Here is a 17272-nt window from a genome sequence, read left to right as displayed (position 1 = left end):
TTTTACGGTTTAAAGCGGTACACCCAGACGCTGTGCAACTTCTTCGTAGGCTTCGATCACGCCGCCCAGACCCTGGCGGAAGCGGTCTTTGTCCATTTTCTTGCCGGTGGCCTTGTCCCACAGGCGGCAGCCGTCCGGGCTGAATTCGTCGCCCAGCACGATGGAGCCATCGTGGAAAACACCAAACTCCAGTTTGAAGTCGACCAGCATCAGGCCAGCCTCATCGAACAGTTTGTTGAGTACGTCGTTAACCTTGAGCGACAGTTCTTTCATGCGAACCAGTTGCTCGGCCGTGCCCCAACCAAACGCCACGACGTGGGATTCGTTGATGAACGGGTCGCCCTTGGCGTCGTCTTTGAGGAACAGTTCGAAGGTGTAGGGGTTGAGCTTCATGCCCTCTTCCACACCCAGGCGCTTGACCAGGCTACCTGCCGCGTAGTTACGCACAACGCACTCGACGGGGATCATGTCGAGTTTTTTGACCAGGCATTCGTTGTCGCCCAGCAGTTTGTCGAATTGAGTCGGTACGCCGGCTTCTTCGAGTTTCTGCATGATGAAGGCGTTGAACTTGTTGTTCACCATACCTTTGCGATCAAGCTGCTCAATACGCTTGCCGTCGAACGCCGAGGTGTCGTTGCGAAACAGCAGGATCAGGCGGTTTTCGTCATCGGTCTTGTAAACCGATTTCGCTTTACCGCGATAGAGTTCTTCACGTTTTTCCATGATGGGCTCCGCATGCTAAGTAGGTGGGCTAGGCGATTGTGCGCCAGTCGAGCCCTGAATCTTGATCGGCCAATTGCAGCCAGTCCGGGTCGCACCCCAGGGTGTCGACAAAACATTGCCGGGCCAGCTGCGGCAGGTTGTTCTTGCTGCTGAGGTGAGCCAGTACCAAGTGTTGCAGGTCTTGCCAGCCCAGCTCGGCCACCAGGCTTGCAGCCTGATGGTTGTTCAAATGTCCTTCCTGGCCGCCTACCCGCTGCTTTAAAAAGTACGGGTAGTGACCACGGGCAAGCATGTCGCGACAATGGTTGGCTTCGATCATCAACGCATCCAGGCCACGGTAACTGTCCAGTACCCCGTCACAGTACGACCCCAGATCGGTCAACAAGCCAAAGCGTCGCTGACCATCACTGAAGACGTATTGCGTGGGCTCTTGGGCATCATGCGCAACCCGGGTGACGCTGATGCTCAACGCGCCTATCTGCAACGTCTCGCCACCTGCCACGAAGCCTGCAGGCTCAAGCGGTTTGCGCATCCCGCGCTGGGTGCCACGGCTCATGTACACCGGCAAATTGTAACGCCGAGACAGTAAACCCACGCCATGCACGTGATCGGCATGTTCGTGGGTTACCAGAATCGCGCTCAGTTGGTGTGGGCTAACCCCCAACCGAACCAGACGGCGCTCGGTTTCTCGCAAGGAGAAACCGCAATCGACCAGTACATACGTGCTGTCGCTGGCTATCAGCGTGCCATTCCCTTGGCTACCACTGCCGAGAACGGCAAAACGCATAGGTCAGCCCAGGTTGTCTTGGATCACGCCCAACACTTTGCGCGCCATTTCTGGCGAGGCAACGGTGTTGATGTTTTCTTCGACCGTCACCTGTACTGCATCGCCAACCTTGCTCAGGCGAACCTGATAACGCTGAGCACGGGCTTCAACTTCTTCCTTGTCCGGTTTGCTGCCAAAAAGACCGGCGAAGAAGCCAGGCTTCTCGTCTTTCTTCTGGGCTTTTTCGGCCAGGTTGATGTAGTAAAGGCCCAAGGTGCGGTTGATGTCTTCAACGCGCCATTCGCCTTGCTCAAGCGCGCGACCAACACTGGACCAGGCACGGTCCAGGTCTTCGTTGAGGGTCAACACCGGGTTGCCGCTGCCGTCTTCGCTCAAGGTGACGCGTGTCGGGGTGTCGAAGTCTCGTGCCGCCAGCAGCGATACAGTGCCGCCCTTGTCCGCGCTGCGGCTCATGCTGATCAGCATTTCGTCGACCAGCGCCGCGTCCAGACCGGTGTTAACCGAGCGGTTGGTGAAGTCGACATTAGCCGTGCTGCCCGCAGGACGGTTGGCACTGACCACATACACTTCGCTGGTGTTGCGCTGCACGCCTGGCTCGATGCGCACCCGCAGACGGGTTTCGCTGTCGGCGGCCAGACCGCTGCTGCCCAAGTGGCGCGCCATCGGAGCAGACAACTCGCTCGCGCCCTGCCAGGTCGTCGTGAACTCGCCGGTTTGCGGGCGCTGCTCGTCAATGCGAAAGCCATTGTCCTGGAAGAATTGCAATGCCAGAGGCCACACCTCGGAGGGAGCACGCTGCGCCATCAGCCAACGGCTGTCGCCGCTTTTTTGCAGGCTGAAATCGCTTGCACTGGAGGTCGCTACCAAAGGTTGCGGACGGGGTACTTCAAACTCACCCTTGACGTTGTCATTGGGCACGTTGCTCGGGATCGGCAACAGTGGCACCAGGCGCTTGTCAGTCTGGACACCCGGCGGCAACTGCATGGGCGCTGTTTGTTGCGCTTCCAGGTAATCGCTGCCACGGTCCCGGAAGTAACCCTCTGGACCCCACAGCCAACCGCAGCCGCTGGTGCTTGAAATAATCACGGCTAGTGCGGAAAGTCCGGCCAATCGCTTCATGCGTAGTGCTTCCTCAATTAAACCAATACGCCGCATTGGCGCAGGGCCTGACGCAGCGGTTCGTGGCAGGCTTCGCTGAGCCAGGTGAGCGGCAGACGGATACCGTCCGGCATCAAGCCCATCTCATGCAGCGCCCACTTCACGGGGATAGGGTTGGATTCGATAAACAGGGTTTTATTGAGCGGCATCAGCTTTTCGTGGATTTCACGGGCGGTGACTGCGTCGCCGGCCATTGCCGCTGCACACAGGTCACTCATGGCACGCGGCGCAACGTTGGCGGTGACCGAGATGTTGCCCTTGCCGCCGAGCAGGATCAGCTCAACCGCCGTGGCGTCATCGCCCGAGTACACCAGAAAGTCGCTGCTGACACCGGCCAGGATGTCTTTGGCGCGTTGCAGGTCGCCGGTGGCTTCCTTGATACCGATGATGTTTGGCACGGTCGACAGGCGCACGACCGTGGCAGGCAGCATGTCGCACGCCGTACGGCCCGGCACGTTGTAGAGGATCTGAGGAATGTCGACCGCTTCAGCGATGGTCTTGAAGTGCTGATACAAGCCTTCCTGGGTCGGCTTGTTGTAATACGGCGTGACCAGCAGGCACGCATCAGCGCCGGCTGCCTTCGCGTTGGTGGTCAGCTCGATCGCTTCACGCGTCGAGTTGGCGCCCGTACCGGCGATCACCGGAATACGTCCTGCGACTTGTTTGACAACGTGACGAATCACTTCGATGTGTTCGTTCACATCCAGCGTTGCCGATTCACCTGTAGTGCCAACGGCAACAATGGCGTTGGTGCCCTCTTGCAGGTGAAAGTCCACCAGTTTGCTCAGAGCGTCCCAATCCAGGCGACCTTGTGCATCCATAGGTGTGACCAGTGCCACCATACTGCCCGCAATCATGCAACCGCTCCTGCCGGAAAAAGAGAGCCGTAATGGTACTGGCGCCTTGACCCTTGCACAAGCAACAGCGCGCCCGATGAGCATTCCCCTTCGCGCCGCTTTTCGCTACCCTTCAGCCTTTGATGGGTACTGATGTGTGCATGAGCCTGTTTCCCTGATCCTTGTTACGCGCCCAAAGCCCCGCCCAAGCGCCACCACGCGTGGTTTGCAGCCAGTGCAAATCGTAGGTGACGGCCTTTTTGTGGAAGCTGGGCGAGTCACGACTACCCGGGCCAGGCCACCCCTGCACCGCACGTACCGACCACTCATCGTTTTAGGAAGGCTGAATGTCCACCCCCTCAGTTCGCGAACAATTCCTTGTCATCAGTGCCCTTGGCGCCAACCCCATGGAGCTGACTAACGTCCTGTGCCGTGCCAGCCATGAAAATCGCTGCGCCGTCGTGACCTCACGCCTGACTCGCCACGGCGAGTGCAGCGCACTGGTCCTGGAAGTCACAGGTAGCTGGGATGCGCTGGCGCGCCTTGAGGCTGGCTTGCCAGCACTGGCTAAAAAACACGCTTTCACCGTCAATGTGGTGCGCAGCGCCGCGCTGGAAACCCGCCCGCAAGCTCTGCCCTACGTGGCCTATGTCAGCTCGGCTTATCGCCCTGACATCATCAATGAGCTGTGCCAGTTCTTCATCGACCACAACGTCGAGCTCGAAAACCTGACCTGTGACACCTACCAGGCCCCACAAACCGGCGGCACCATGCTCAATGCCACGTTCACCGTGACGCTGCCGGCAGGCGTGCAAATCAGCTGGTTGCGCGATCAGTTCCTGGATTTCGCCGATGCGCTAAATCTGGACGCACTGATCGAACCGTGGCGTCCGCAGAACCCAATGTAAGGAAACCGCCTCATGGCCGTTGCAATTGACCAACCCGTAAGCGACTTCCAGATCCCGGCCACCAGCGACAAAACCGTCGCGCTGTCGGATCTTAAGGGCAAGCAGGTGGTGATTTACTTCTACCCAAAAGACAGCACACCGGGTTGCACCACCGAAGGCCAGGGCTTTCGCGACCATTACGCGCAGTTTCAGGCCGCCAACACTGAAGTGTTTGGCGTGTCGCGTGACAGCCTCAAGTCCCACGAGAACTTCAAGGCCAAGCAAGGTTTCCCGTTCGAATTGCTGAGCGACAAGGATGAGGCCCTGTGCCAGCTTTTTGAGGTGATCAAGCTGAAAAAGCTATACGGCAAAGAGTACCTGGGCGTGGATCGCAGCACGTTCTTGATCGACAAGGACGGTGTATTGCGTCACGAGTGGCGCGGGGTGAAAGTGCCAGGGCATGTTGAAGCCGTGCTGGAGCAGGCGAAGGCGCTGAATAACGGCTGAGGCGCTTTACCCTAACCCTGCGCAGAGGGTTAGGGTGAGGGCTTTGCTTTTACTGACGCACCAGTCGCACGTTTTTGAACGCCACGGTTTCGGTTGAGCGGTACGGGTTGATGTCCAGCCCGCCGCGACGCACGTAACGTGCGTACACGGTCAGTTTTTCGGGCTTGAGCAGGCGTTGCAGGTCAAGAAAGATCCGCTCCACGCATTGTTCATGGAAGTCCGAGTGCTGGCGAAAGCTCACCAGGTACGCCAACAAACTGGCATGGTCCAGCGCCGCCCCACGATACTCGACCACCACGGTGCCCCAATCAGGCTGGCTGGTGACCGGGCAGTTGGATTTGAGCAAGTGGCTGTAGACGCTTTCTTCGACAATCCGCGAAGCGTCACACGCCAACAACTCAGGACGCGGCTGCGCATAGTCGCTGACCGTGATGTCCAGATCATCAATGCACACACCCGGCAAAACACCTACGCCATCGGCCTGCACGTCATCCAGGCTGCGTACTCGCACGCTGACAGGCTTGCCAGAAGCGACTGACAAGTCGGCCTGCAAGGTGGCGACAAGGCTTGGCGTGTCGGCAAACACGCTCTGGTTCAACGAGTTCAGGTACAGCTTGAACGATTTGGACTCAACGATATTGGGCGAGTCGGCAGCAAAGCAGAACTCACCAATGGCCACCACCGGCTTGCCCGAGGGCAGCAGCCACGACAGCTCAAAACAGGTCCAATAATCGACCCCGACATAAGGCAACGTTTCGGCGCTTAGCCCAAGCTCTGCCCATTTCGCCGCACGCGGGATCGGGAACAGCAAGGAGGGGGTGTAGGTACTGATGTATTCACTGGACTTGCCCAGCGGCGAATGTTCGGCTGCGGGATGCATGACAAAAACCTGGCTAGAAAAACCCGGTAATTCTAGCGGGTTTACGCCCCGCTTTCAGCGCCCGCAGACGAACTTCCCGATTTAAGGGTCAACTTTAAGCGTGCCCACCATGCCTGCCTGATAGTGGCCGGGGATATTGCAGGCAAATTCAAGGTTGTCCGCCTGGCTGAACGTCCACGTCAGCTCAGCGGTTTTACCCGGTTCGACCAGCACGCTGTTCGGGTCGTCATGCTTCATACCGGCCATGCCCATCGCGCCATGCCCCATCGCGCTGTGATCCATGCCATCGTGGCTCATGCCAGTAGGCGTCATCGCTCCGCTCTGCTGCATCTTGAGCATTTCTTTCTGATGCGCGGCATGCATCGCGGCATCGCCCAGGTTGAATTCGTGCAGCAATTGGCCTTTATTCACCAGCACAAAGCGCACCGTCTCACCGGCCTTGACTTGCAGGGCCTTGGGCGTGAAGGCGATATCCGTCATGTCAACTTCTACCGTGCGCGTCGCATTTGCGGCGGACGCAGGCTGGCCAAACGTGTAAGTGCCCGCGGGTGAGGCAAGAGCCGAAACACTCAGCACCAGTAAACCACCCGCGAGAGCTAAACGATTTCGTAGGGTCATGCGAACTCCTGAAAACTACTATTCAAACGTTGCCTGACTTTAAAGCACGGCGCTGGCAGCCAACTGACCGTAAGATTACAACTTTGTCAGTTTAGCCCTGCACCCTAAGGGCCACTGTATAAGGCTGAGGTTAATTGCTGATGGGTCGCCCATGAAACTGCTGATTGTCGAAGACCAGCCCAAAACCGGCCAATACCTGCGTCAGGGCCTAAGTGAAGCAGGCTTTAGCACCGAACTCGCCACCGATGGCATCACCGGCCAGCACCTGGCCCTGACCGGTGATTATTCGCTGCTGATCCTCGATGTGATGTTGCCTGGACGTGATGGCTGGCAAATCCTGCAAGCGGTGCGCAGCGCAGGGCTGGACATCCCGGTGCTGTTTTTGACCGCGCGCGACGCCGTTGAAGACCGCGTACATGGCCTTGAACTGGGCGCCGATGATTACCTGGTCAAACCGTTCGCCTTCTCTGAACTGTTAGCGCGGGTGCGCAGCCTGTTGCGCCGTGGCAGCAGCACGACGCAGGAAACCAGCCTGCAACTGGCAGATTTGCGGCTGGACCTGATCCGTCGCCGCGTCGAACGTAATGGCCAGCGCATCGACCTCACTGCCAAGGAGTTTTCGTTGCTGGAGTTGCTGCTCAGGCGTCAAGGCGAGGTGCTGCCCAAATCATTGATTGCCTCACAGGTGTGGGACATGAATTTCGACAGCGACACCAATGTCATCGAAGTGGCCATTCGCCGTCTGCGCCTGAAAATCGACGACAGCCACGAACAGAAGCTCATCCACACCGTGCGCGGCATGGGCTACGTGCTTGAAGAGCGTGCCGATTGATGCGTCGCTTGTCACTGAGCAGCCGTCTGGCCTTGCTGTTTGCAGGCTGCACAGCCGTGGTTTCACTGTTTGCCGGCGTACTGTTTGGGCGCGCCAGCGAAGTGCATTTCGTCGAACTGGACCAGCAACTGATGGAAAGCCGCCTGGCAGGGCTACGCAGTACCCTGCACGGTGCCAGTACCCTGGAACAATTCACCCAACGCCTGCCCCTGTTATTGCAGGACCTCAGCCATCAACCCGACTTGAGCGTTCGGGTGCGCGGCCCCGACGGCCACGTGTGGTTCGACAGCTCAACGCAACTGCCTGACGAACTGCCGACAATACCGGGGCTGGTCAGCCTGCAAATCAGTGGCACCGATTACCGCGTGCTTAACCCGGCGCCTGACTCACCCGGCGCACCCCGTCTGACCTTGCTGCTGGACATCACCCACCACCAGCATTTCTTACAGCGCATGCAGCGCCTGATCTGGATGACCGTCAGCCTCTCGGCGCTGGCCACCGCGATTCTCGGCGCCTGGGCAGCCCGTAGCGGCTTGCGCCCTTTGCGCCGCATGAGCGCGATTGCCGCCAGCGTCTCGGCCGACTCACTCAACGCACGCCTACCCCAAGCACAGATGCCCGCCGAACTGGCCGAACTGGCCAATGCCTTCAACGCCATGCTCAGTCGACTGGACGCTTCATTTCAGCGGCTCTCGGCCTTTTCAGCCGACATTGCCCACGAACTGCGCACCCCGCTCTCAAACTTGCTGACACACACCCAAGTCACCCTCACCCGCCCGCGCGACATAGATGCCTACCGCGAAGCGCTGCACAGCAACCTCGAGGAGCTGCAATGGATGGCGCAACTGGTCAACGACATGCTGTATCTGGCCAAAGCGGACCATGGCTTGCTCACCCCCAAACGCGAGCCGCTGGACGTGGCCCATGAAGTTGACGCGCTGTTGGAGTTCTACGCGCTGTTGGCCGAGGATTCGCACATTCAGTTGAGCCACACAGGCAACGGTCAGATAGCAGGCGACCGCAGCATGCTGCGTCGCGCCCTGTCCAACCTGCTGGATAACGCTTTGCGCTACACACCGGCGGGCGGCGCGATCAAGGTGTTGATCAGCGGATCAGCGTCCAGTGTCAACATCACGATTGAAAATACAGGGCCAGGCATCCCCGCTGAGCAGGTGCCACGCTTGTTCGACCGATTTTATCGGGCAGACCCGGCGCGCCGCGAAGGCAGCAGTGAACATGCCGGGCTGGGACTGGCAATTACCCAATCGATCATTCGCGCCCATGGTGGGCAGATTCGCTGTGAGTCGCAGGAAGGATTGACGCGGTTTGTGGTAGAGCTGCCCGCAAAACCAGCGATTTCGTAGGCGCTGGCGAAGACGGCGATCTTTTTGAAGGTCAAAGATCGCCGTCTTCGGGGTAGAAGCAGTCGATCAGGAGTAACGCAACGCGTGCGCCGGTTGGATTTTGGCGGCCCGATACGCCGGGTACAGCGTCGCCAAAAAGCTCAACACAAACCCCGCCGTGCAGATGAGCGCCACGTCACCGCCTTGCAGTTCAGACGGCAGGTTACTGACGAAGTACACGTCAGAACTGAAGATGTGCTGCCCTGACACGCGCTCCATCCAGCCCACCAGCTCGCTGACATTCAACGCAGCAATCACCCCCAACACACCACCGATCAGCGTACCGACAATGCCAATCACCGTGCCCTGAACCATGAAAATCGCCATGATCTGGCGCGGCGTAGCGCCGATGGTACGCAGGATCGCGATATCGGCGCCCTTGTCGTTCACCACCATGATCAGCGTGGCGATGATGTTGAACGCAGCCACGGCAACGATCATCAGCAGCAGCAAACCAATCATGGTTTTTTCCATTTTCATGGCGCTGAACAGGCTGCCCTGGGTGTGGGTCCAGTCATCAGCCCGGTAGCCCTCACCCAGACCTGCGGCCACATCGGCCGAGACTTTGGGCGCAGCGTACAAATCCTTAACTGCCAGGCGCACGCTTTGCACCTGGTTCGGTGCCCAGCGCTGCATGGCGGCGGCGTCTGCGACGTGGATCAGGCCCATGGAGCCATCCAGCTCAGCGCCGACCTTGAAGATGCCCACCACGTTCAAGCGCTGCAAGCGTGGGGTAATGCCGCCCGGTGCGGTGCTGGCCTCGGGCACGATCAAGGTGATTTTGTCGCCCACCCCCAAACGAAAGCGCCGCGCAGTGATGTCGCCGAGCACCACGCCATATTCACCGGGCTTAAGGTCTTCCATGCGACCTTGCACGATGTGCCGGGTCACGATGGACACCTCACCTTCGAGCGCCGGATCGACACCACTGATCTGGATCGGCTGCATCGAGCCTTTGTAGGACAGCATCCCTTCCATTTCGGTGAACGGCACCGCCGCCGTCACTTCAGGGTTTTTCATCGCCGCTTCAGCCACCGGCCGCCAGTCATCAATCGGCTTTACGCCTACGATGGTGGCGTGCGGCACCATGCCGAGGATGCGGTTACTCATTTCACGCTGGAAGCCGTTCATCACCGACAACACCACGATCATGGCCAAAACGCCCAAGGCGAGACCGATCATCGAGGTCATGGAAATAAACGATACAAAACGATTGCGGCGCTTGGCGCGGGTATAGCGCGTGCCGATAAAAATCGATAACGGTCTGAACATTCGCGGGCACCGTATAAAAATAAAAGACCCGACGCCGGTCAAGGCGTCGGGTTGGGGGCCGATTAAATCGTGGTCAAGCGACCTTCTTGAAGGTGCAACACGCGATCCATCTGGCGAGCCAGGTTCATGTCATGGGTCACCACCAAAAATGCGGTGCGCATCGAGGTGCTGAGTTCCAGCATCAGGTCCTGAATGCCTTGCGCGGTGTGCGAATCGAGGTTGCCCGTCGGCTCATCGAGCATCACCAGCCCCGGATTGTTGACCAGCGCACGGGCGATGGCCACGCGTTGGCGCTCGCCACCGGAGAGTTCGGCCGGTTTGTGCTCCAGACGGTGGCTCAGGCCCACGCGGGTCAGCAGGGCTGTCGCCCGCTCACGCGCCTCGGGAATCGGTGTTTTGCCGATCAACAGCGGCATGCACACGTTTTCCAGCGCGGTGAACTCGGGCAACAGATGGTGAAATTGATACACAAAGCCCAACGAACGATTGCGTAACTGACCACGGGCCTTTTCGCCCAGCGCCGACAATTCTTCACCCGCCAACCAGACACTGCCGCGGGAAGGTGTGTCGAGGCCACCGAGCATATTGAGCAACGTACTTTTGCCCGAACCCGAGGTACCGACAATGGCCACGCGCTCGCCGGGGTGCAGTTCAAGCTGCAAGCCCGACAACACCACCACCGACTCCGGGCCTTCGTCGTACGACTTGCTCAGGTCGCGGCAACTCAACACTGCTTGTTCTTTCATGCCCAACTCACTCATAACGAAGCGCCTGCGCAGGCTGGGTGCGTGCAGCACGCCAGGCCGGGTACAAGGTCGCGAGGAAACTCAGAACCAATGCCGCACCGCACACCATCAACACGTCTTGTGCCTGCAATTGCGACGGCAAGTAGTCGATGAAGTACACGTCGGCGTTGAGAAACTTGTGCCCGATCAGGCCTTCAAGGCCCGAAATCGCCGCGCTCACATTGAGCGCCGCCAGCATGCCCAGCACCGCGCCGATGGCCGTGCCGACCACGCCAATCACCGTGCCCTGCACCATGAAAATCGCCATGATCGTGCCGGGAGTGGCGCCTAATGTGCGCAAAATCGCGATATCGCCCTTTTTGTCATTCACCACCATCACCAGCGTGGAAATGATGTTGAACGCGGCCACGGCCACAATCAGCAGCAACAGCAGACCGATCATGGCTTTTTCCATGCGGATCGCTTGATACAGATTGCCGTGGGTACGGGTCCAGTCGCGGGCGTAGTAGCGGTCTTCGCCCAACTGCTGGGCGATGTCCCATGCGGCACGCGGGGCCTGGAACAGATCGTCGAACTTGAGGCGCAAGCCCTGGACCTGATCGGGTTTCCAACGCTGCAAGCGCGCCAGATCCTGCAAGTTGGTGATACCCAGATAGCCGTCGATCTCACCGGCGCCGACATGGAAAATGCCCTGCACGGTGAAGCGCTTCATGCGCGGAAACATGCCCGCCGGGGTCACCGTGACTTCCGGCGCCACGAACGTCAGCTTGTCGCCAATGGCCACGCCGAGCTTTTTGGCGGCCTTGTCGCCAATGACAATGCCGAAACTGCCGGGCGTCAGGGCGTCGAGCTGACCCTGCAACATGAACTGGTCAATGATCGACACCTTGCGCTCTTGCGCGGGATCGATGGCATTGAGCAGCACTTTTTGCACATTGCCGTCATGGGTCAGCAGGCCTTGCATCTGGGTGTACGGCGCAACCGCCGCCACCTTCGGGTTCTGCTCGACCTTGGCGGCCAATGATTGCCAGTCGCTGATCGGTTGATCACCGACGATGGTCGCGTGGGGCACCATGCCCAGCACGCGGGTGCGCATCTCATGATCGAAGCCGTTCATCACCGAGAGCACAACGATCATCACGACCACGCCGAGGGCGAGTCCGATCATTGAAGTCAGAGAAATGAACGACACAAAATGATTGCGACGCTTTGCACGGGTATAACGCGTGCCGATAAATACGAAGAGAGGTCTGAACATGTCGGGGCTTGTTCGAGGGAAAAGAAGACGTCCTTGTGGCGGGGCCTGGTAAGCAGCTTTACACTCAGACCACAGCCGCCACCATGGGTTCGCCATGTCGACATTAGATGAAGCAGATCGCCGCGAATACTACCGTATCGATGATGTGATCGCACTGGAAATAACCCCGCTGTCGGCCCCCGAAGCCGCGAGCGATGAAGTGTTGCAGGATGCTTCGCCTTTATTCAATTTACTCAGCGAGTTGCACCTGAGTGAATTCGAGGCCCAGCACCTGCTGCGCCAGATCAGCGAGCGCGACCGTACGATCTCCAGCTACCTCAAAACCCTGAACAAACGCATCGACCTGCTCAGCCAGGTCGTTGCGCAAACCGTGCTGGGTAAAATCGGCGAACTGCAACCGGTCAAGCTGTCCGAAGGCGGCATCGAATTTCGCCACGCCAAAGCCTGCCCGGCGGGCAGCCATCTTTCGATCAAGATGGTGCTCATGCCTCAAGCGCTAGGGTTGCTGCTACGGGCTAAAGTCACTCACTGCGATGCGCGCGACGGCCATTACGAAATCGGCACGGAATTCGAAGCCATCACCGATGCGCAACGCCAGCTATTGGCGCGCTACATTTTGCAAAAACAAGCGCAGGCACGCCGCCTGGCCCTCGAACAAAACGAAACCGGCGAAGAAGAGTAAACACCTCTCAACGCTGCGACTTGTAGGAAGGAGCAATTGTGACCCTGATTTATGGCCATCGCGGCGCCAAAGGCGAAGCACCCGAAAACACCCTTGCCAGCTTTGAGCAATGCCTCAAGCACGGCGTTCGTCGCTGCGAACTCGACCTGCACTTGTCCAAAGATGGCGAGTTGATGGTCATCCACGACCCGACCCTCAAGCGCACCACCGACCGACGCGGCAAGGTGATCGAACATACGGCCGCTGACCTCGCGACCTACGACGCACGCAAAGGCGGCCCGGGCTGGGTGCATCCATGCCCGATTCCACGGCTTGAAGAGCTGTTCGAAAAATGCAACTTCGAGCATTGGCAGCTTGAAGTTAAAAGCGCCTCACGTACCCGCGCAGCCACTACGGTGCTGGCGATTCGCGAAATGGCCCAGCGCCATGGCCTGATGGACAAAGTCACCGTGACCTCAAGCTCGCGCGAAGTGCTCAAGGCGGCCATCGAGTTGACGCCGGATTTATCCCGTGGGCTGGTTGCCGAATACGCCTGGCTCGACCCGCTGAAGGTCGCGCAAAGCTATGGCTGCGACATGCTCGCGTTGAACTGGACGCTGTGCACCCCCGAGCGTCTGGAAAAAGCCCAGCGCCAGGGCTTGCATGTGTCGGTATGGACAGTCAACGAGCCTGCGCTGATGCGCAGACTCGCTGATTTCGGCGTAGACAGCCTGATTACAGACTTTCCCGGTTTGGCCACTGCCACCCTTGGGAATGGCTGAAATCGGTCTCCCCGGCCGGCTCAGGCCACCGGCCGGAGCCGCTCAAAAAAGCCGGTTAAGGCCGTCGTAAGCGGCTACCCGATAGGCTTCAGCCATGGTCGGGTAGTTGAACGTGGTGTTGACGAAATACTTGAGGGTATTGAGCTCGCCCGGCTGATTCATGATCGCCTGACCGATGTGCACGATCTCCGATGCCTGATAGCCGAAGCAATGCACGCCCAGCACTTGCAGGGTTTCGCGGTGGAACAGGATTTTCAGCATGCCTTGCGGCTCACCGGCAATCTGCGCACGTGCCATGCCTTTGAAAAACGCCTTGCCCACTTCGTACGGCACTTTGGCCTGGGTCAGCTCTTGCTCGTTCTTGCCGATCGAGCTGATCTCCGGAATGGTGTAAATGCCGGTTGGCACATCATTCACAAAGCGCCAGCTGCCGTTGTCGACGATGCTGCCCGCTGCCGAGCGACCCTGGTCGTGCGCGGCACTGGCCAGGCTTGGCCAGCCGATTACGTCACCGGCGGCGAAGATGTTGGGCACCGTGGTGCGGTAGTTTTCATCGACGCTGATCTGGCCACGGCCATTGGCCTTGATGCCGATGTTTTCCAGGCCCAACTGATCGGTGTTGCCGGTACGGCCGTTGCACCAGAGCAAGGCATCGGCCTTGATCTTCTTGCCCGACTTAAGGTGCAGGATCACACCGTTTTCAACCCCTTCGACCCGCTCGTACTCTTCGTTGTGACGCACGGTGATGTTGTTGTTGCTGAAGTGATAGCTCAGCGCCTGCGAGATCTCGGAGTCGAGGAAGCTGAGCAGTTGTTCACGGTTATCCACCAGCTCAACCAGCACCCCCAGACCGCTGAAGATCGAGGCGTACTCACAACCAATCACGCCAGCACCATAAACGATCAGCTTGCGCGGGGTGTGACCCAGGCTGAGGATGGTGTCGCTATCGTAGATACGCGAGTGGGTGAAATCGATATCGGCCGGGCGATAAGGGCGCGAGCCGGTGGCGATGATGACCTGCTTGGCCATCAGCGTTTCGACCACACCGTTGGCGCACACCACTTCAATGGTTTGCTCATCGGTGAAGCTGCCGGTGCCAAAGAACAGGTCAACGCGGTTGCGGGCATAGTAGCCCGTGCGCGACGTCACCTGTTTGGAGATTACTTTTTCAGCGCTTTTCAGCACGTCCGGGAACGAAAACCAGCGCGGTTCACCAATGGCCCGAAACATCGGGTTGGTGTTGAACTGCATGATCTGCCGAACCGAGTGACGCAAGGCTTTGGACGGGATAGTGCCCAAGTGCGTGCAGTTGCCGCCAACCTGGCGCCGGCTGTCAACCATTGCCACCTTGCGCCCTGCTTTTGCGGCGTTCATTGCCGCACCTTCTCCTGCCGGGCCAGAACCCAGTACCACTACGTCGTAGTTGTAGACAGCCATGCGTACTCCTCAGAACGGGCCGCGGCGCATTTTTAGGCGCCTGCGGCTAAATCATGACGCGGCCAGCGCCATGAAGGATCAAAACGTGGGGCACAGTCTATAGAAGCCTGAACGCTGCGAACATTAACCCTTGGTCTGGTCGTTGGCTATTTTTGTATTCACTACATCGGCGACTGAGCTTCACTCTTCGATGTAGTCGCTGCCGTAGGCTGCGAAGGGTTGCGCAGCAACCCGTATTCCTGGAAACGCCACTGAACCCCTCGCAGCCTTCGGCGGCGACTACAGCCCGGCGAACAAACCCATCGATCAGAGCACACCCATCATGCGCAAGTTATTGATCGTATTGTTGCTGCTCCATAGCGCCGCCAGCCCGGCAGACGAGGCTGCACGATTTAAGGAAGCCAACTTCCCCGCCCTGGCACAAGCCGACACAACACCAATGGTACGTAAAGGCCAGATCGTACTGACCTACCTATGGGCCGACATTTACGCCGCCGCCCTGTTCACGCCACCCGATATCAGCGCGCAGCAGGCTTTTGATCAGCAGCGCGACCTGCGTCTTGAGCTGTTTTATTTGCGCGACCTGGCTCACAGCGACATCACCCAGGCCTCAGCCGCCATCCTCAAACGCCAACAATCAGCGGCCACCCTGAGCGCCATCGACGGCCCGCTGAAAAAGCTGCAAGCGAGCTTTTCAGACATCAAGCGCGGTGATCGGTATGCACTGGACTACGACCCGGCGCGCGGTCTGAATCTGGAACGCAACGGCAAGGTCATCTTCAACAGCCCCGACCCCGAACTGGCAAAGGCCTATCTCGGTATTTGGCTCGCGCCCCACGGCTTACCTGAAAAGCTGCGCCAGACGCTGATGGCACAAACGCCCTGAGCATTGGGTAGTTACAACAATTGTTGCCTACATTTTCAGTTACACATATGGTTACAAAACTGTTTGCGGTAGGCCCGAAGGTCTCTAGCTGGCAGTGCGGACGAGTAAAAACATGGATTACGCATAAGAATAGATAACAGCGGGTGATTTCTGATGGCCTCGAGTGCAGGTAACGGCAAGGCGATTTTTCGCGTTGTCAGCGGTAACTTCCTAGAGATGTTCGACTTCATGGTCTTTGGCTTTTACGCCACGGCCATTGCCAAAACCTTCTTTCCAAGCGATAGCGCCTTTGCCTCTCTGATGCTCGCCCTGGCGACCTTCGGTGCGGGCTTCCTCATGCGCCCACTGGGTGCGATTTTCCTCGGCGCCTACATCGACCGCCATGGCCGCCGCAAAGGGCTGATCATTACCCTGGCCCTGATGGCGATGGGCACGGTGCTGATTGCCTGCGTGCCGGGCTACGCCACCCTGGGTGTGGCGGCTCCTCTGCTGGTATTGCTCGGTCGCTTGCTGCAAGGCTTTTCGGCGGGCGTGGAACTGGGCGGGGTGTCGGTGTACCTGGCTGAAATCGCCACTCCAGGGCGCAAAGGCTTCTTTGTCAGCTGGCAATCTGCAAGCCAGCAGGCTGCGGTGGTATTTGCCGGCTTGCTCGGGGTTGGCCTCAACCACTGGCTGAGCCCCGAAGAAATGGGTGAATGGGGCTGGCGCATCCCGTTCCTGCTGGGGTGCATGATCGTCCCGGTGATCTTTGTCATTCGACGCTCAATGGAAGAAACCCCCGAGTTCGAAGCCCGCAAACATCACCCTACCCTGGGGGAAATCATGCGCTCTATCAGGCTGAATTTTGGCCTGGTACTGGGTGGCATGGCACTGGTGGTCATGACGACCGTGTCGTTCTATCTGATCACCGCCTACACCCCGACATTCGGCAAGGCAGAGCTGCACCTCACTGACCTTGAAGCCTTGCTGGTGACGGTGTGCATTGGCCTGTCCAACTTCTTCTGGCTACCGGTCATGGGCGCGCTGTCAGACAAGATTGGGCGCAGGCCGCTGCTGCTGGGCGCAACCCTTCTTGCGATCCTGACGGCCTATCCGGCGCTGTCATGGCTGGTGGCCAACCCGAGCTTCAGCCACCTGCTGATTGTCGAGCTGTGGTTGTCCTTCCTGTATGGCTCGTACAACGGTGCAATGGTGGTTGCCCTGACCGAAATCATGCCGATTGAAGTCCGCACCACCGGCTTTTCGCTGGCTTACAGCCTGGCCACAGCGACGTTCGGCGGCTTTACCCCGGCGGCCTGCACCTACCTGATCCACGTACTGGACAACAAGGCCGCTCCCGGCCTGTGGCTGACCGGTGCAGCAGTGCTGGGGCTGATCGCGACCGTGGTGTTGTTCCGCGGCGACAAGCACCAGTTGCGCACAGCGGTACCGACCAATGCCTGACCTGTAGTCGCTGCCGCAGGCTGCGTTTGGGGCTGCGGTGCGTTGAAGAAAACGGGTTGCTCCGCAACCCTTCGCAGCCTGCGGCAGCGACTACATGGTTTTTGCAGCACACACAAAAACGCCCCGAACCAGTCGGGGCGTTTTCAGTTGCGGCGC

The 17272-nt window shown here is 58.9% G+C and carries 18 protein-coding genes; 8 read left to right on the top strand and 10 right to left on the bottom strand.

The genetic code is table 11. The features are described from left to right. Positions 1 to 9: 9 nt before the first annotated feature. The 4 genes from purC to dapA are packed head-to-tail and all read right to left on the bottom strand — an operon-like array spanning position 10 to position 3525. On the bottom strand, positions 10 to 723 hold the full coding sequence (gene purC, locus ACP7A4_RS04645; protein WP_059761667.1) for a phosphoribosylaminoimidazolesuccinocarboxamide synthase: 714 nt from the start codon (positions 721 to 723) through the stop codon (positions 10 to 12). A 28-nt stretch (positions 724 to 751) separates the two neighbouring features. Beyond that, positions 752 to 1510, bottom strand: a complete 759-nt coding sequence (locus ACP7A4_RS04640) for an MBL fold metallo-hydrolase (protein ID WP_048398787.1) — start codon at positions 1508 to 1510, stop codon at positions 752 to 754. 3 nt (positions 1511 to 1513) lie between these two features. Next, complete coding sequence (bamC, locus tag ACP7A4_RS04635) at positions 1514 to 2629, bottom strand: outer membrane protein assembly factor BamC (protein ID WP_059761666.1); 1116 nt, start codon at positions 2627 to 2629, stop codon at positions 1514 to 1516. 17 nt (positions 2630 to 2646) lie between these two features. Further along, a complete protein-coding gene (dapA, locus tag ACP7A4_RS04630) occupies positions 2647 to 3525 on the bottom strand; it encodes a 4-hydroxy-tetrahydrodipicolinate synthase (RefSeq protein WP_059761665.1) in 879 nt (292 codons plus the stop codon). A 326-nt stretch (positions 3526 to 3851) separates the two neighbouring features. Here dapA and ACP7A4_RS04625 point away from each other — a divergent pair, with 326 nt between their 5' ends. Further along, positions 3852 to 4412: a glycine cleavage system protein R gene (locus ACP7A4_RS04625; protein ID WP_048365183.1), complete on the top strand. Its 561-nt coding sequence runs from the start codon at positions 3852 to 3854 to the stop codon at positions 4410 to 4412. Between the two features lie 12 nt (positions 4413 to 4424). Beyond that, entirely contained in the window at positions 4425 to 4898 is a 474-nt protein-coding gene (locus ACP7A4_RS04620) for a peroxiredoxin (RefSeq protein ID WP_426245727.1), read from the top strand. A 49-nt stretch (positions 4899 to 4947) separates the two neighbouring features. Here the strand turns inward: ACP7A4_RS04620 and queF are convergent, their stop codons facing one another. Next, complete coding sequence (gene queF / locus ACP7A4_RS04615) at positions 4948 to 5778, bottom strand: NADPH-dependent 7-cyano-7-deazaguanine reductase QueF (RefSeq protein WP_059761663.1); 831 nt, start codon at positions 5776 to 5778, stop codon at positions 4948 to 4950. Positions 5779 to 5859: 81 nt separating this feature from the next. Further along, positions 5860 to 6396, bottom strand: a complete 537-nt coding sequence (locus tag ACP7A4_RS04610; protein ID WP_059761662.1) for a cupredoxin domain-containing protein — start codon at positions 6394 to 6396, stop codon at positions 5860 to 5862. Between the two features lie 151 nt (positions 6397 to 6547). On the opposite strand from ACP7A4_RS04610, the gene ACP7A4_RS04605 reads away from it, so the two are divergent. Together ACP7A4_RS04605 and ACP7A4_RS04600 are read left to right on the top strand one after the other, a co-directional pair. Then, the gene (locus ACP7A4_RS04605) at positions 6548 to 7228 is read left to right on the top strand and encodes a heavy metal response regulator transcription factor (RefSeq protein ID WP_203302963.1); all 681 of its coding nucleotides are present in this window, start codon (positions 6548 to 6550) and stop codon (positions 7226 to 7228) included. Further along, complete coding sequence (locus ACP7A4_RS04600; RefSeq protein ID WP_426245724.1) at positions 7228 to 8592, top strand: heavy metal sensor histidine kinase; 1365 nt, start codon at positions 7228 to 7230, stop codon at positions 8590 to 8592. The genes ACP7A4_RS04605 and ACP7A4_RS04600 overlap by 1 nt, the downstream gene beginning before the upstream one ends. A gap of 66 nt (positions 8593 to 8658) precedes the next feature. Here ACP7A4_RS04600 and ACP7A4_RS04595 read toward each other — a convergent pair whose 3' ends face one another. The 3 genes from ACP7A4_RS04595 to ACP7A4_RS04585 all read right to left on the bottom strand — a co-directional run bounded on the left by ACP7A4_RS04595 (position 8659) and on the right by ACP7A4_RS04585 (position 11907). Further along, complete coding sequence (locus tag ACP7A4_RS04595; protein ID WP_203302961.1) at positions 8659 to 9903, bottom strand: lipoprotein-releasing ABC transporter permease subunit; 1245 nt, start codon at positions 9901 to 9903, stop codon at positions 8659 to 8661. Positions 9904 to 9965: 62 nt separating this feature from the next. Then, positions 9966 to 10649, bottom strand: coding sequence for a lipoprotein-releasing ABC transporter ATP-binding protein LolD (gene lolD, locus ACP7A4_RS04590; protein WP_165599907.1), 684 nt, complete (start codon positions 10647 to 10649; stop codon positions 9966 to 9968). A 7-nt stretch (positions 10650 to 10656) separates the two neighbouring features. Then, complete coding sequence (locus ACP7A4_RS04585; RefSeq protein WP_059761657.1) at positions 10657 to 11907, bottom strand: lipoprotein-releasing ABC transporter permease subunit; 1251 nt, start codon at positions 11905 to 11907, stop codon at positions 10657 to 10659. A 94-nt stretch (positions 11908 to 12001) separates the two neighbouring features. Between ACP7A4_RS04585 and ACP7A4_RS04580 the strand changes: the two genes are divergently transcribed. Together ACP7A4_RS04580 and ACP7A4_RS04575 are read left to right on the top strand one after the other, a co-directional pair. Next, on the top strand, positions 12002 to 12589 hold the full coding sequence (locus ACP7A4_RS04580) for a PilZ domain-containing protein (protein ID WP_059761656.1): 588 nt from the start codon (positions 12002 to 12004) through the stop codon (positions 12587 to 12589). Positions 12590 to 12627: 38 nt separating this feature from the next. Then, positions 12628 to 13350: a glycerophosphodiester phosphodiesterase gene (locus tag ACP7A4_RS04575; protein WP_048365173.1), complete on the top strand. Its 723-nt coding sequence runs from the start codon at positions 12628 to 12630 to the stop codon at positions 13348 to 13350. Positions 13351 to 13392: 42 nt separating this feature from the next. Here ACP7A4_RS04575 and sthA read toward each other — a convergent pair whose 3' ends face one another. Beyond that, positions 13393 to 14787, bottom strand: a complete 1395-nt coding sequence (gene sthA, locus ACP7A4_RS04570; protein ID WP_048365172.1) for a Si-specific NAD(P)(+) transhydrogenase — start codon at positions 14785 to 14787, stop codon at positions 13393 to 13395. Between the two features lie 322 nt (positions 14788 to 15109). Here sthA and ACP7A4_RS04565 point away from each other — a divergent pair, with 322 nt between their 5' ends. Continuing rightward, entirely contained in the window at positions 15110 to 15673 is a 564-nt protein-coding gene (locus ACP7A4_RS04565) for a chalcone isomerase family protein (protein ID WP_426245720.1), read from the top strand. A 153-nt stretch (positions 15674 to 15826) separates the two neighbouring features. Continuing rightward, positions 15827 to 17116, top strand: coding sequence for an MFS transporter (locus ACP7A4_RS04560; protein WP_426245718.1), 1290 nt, complete (start codon positions 15827 to 15829; stop codon positions 17114 to 17116). Positions 17117 to 17272 lie beyond the last annotated feature (156 nt).

It is taken from the genome of Pseudomonas sp. TWR3-1-1, from assembly GCF_049896545.1.
GTDB lineage: Bacteria > Pseudomonadota > Gammaproteobacteria > Pseudomonadales > Pseudomonadaceae > Aquipseudomonas > Aquipseudomonas weihenstephanensis.
The sequence above is the reverse complement of the archived record's forward strand: the minus strand, read 5'-3'. Positions and strand labels throughout refer to the sequence as shown.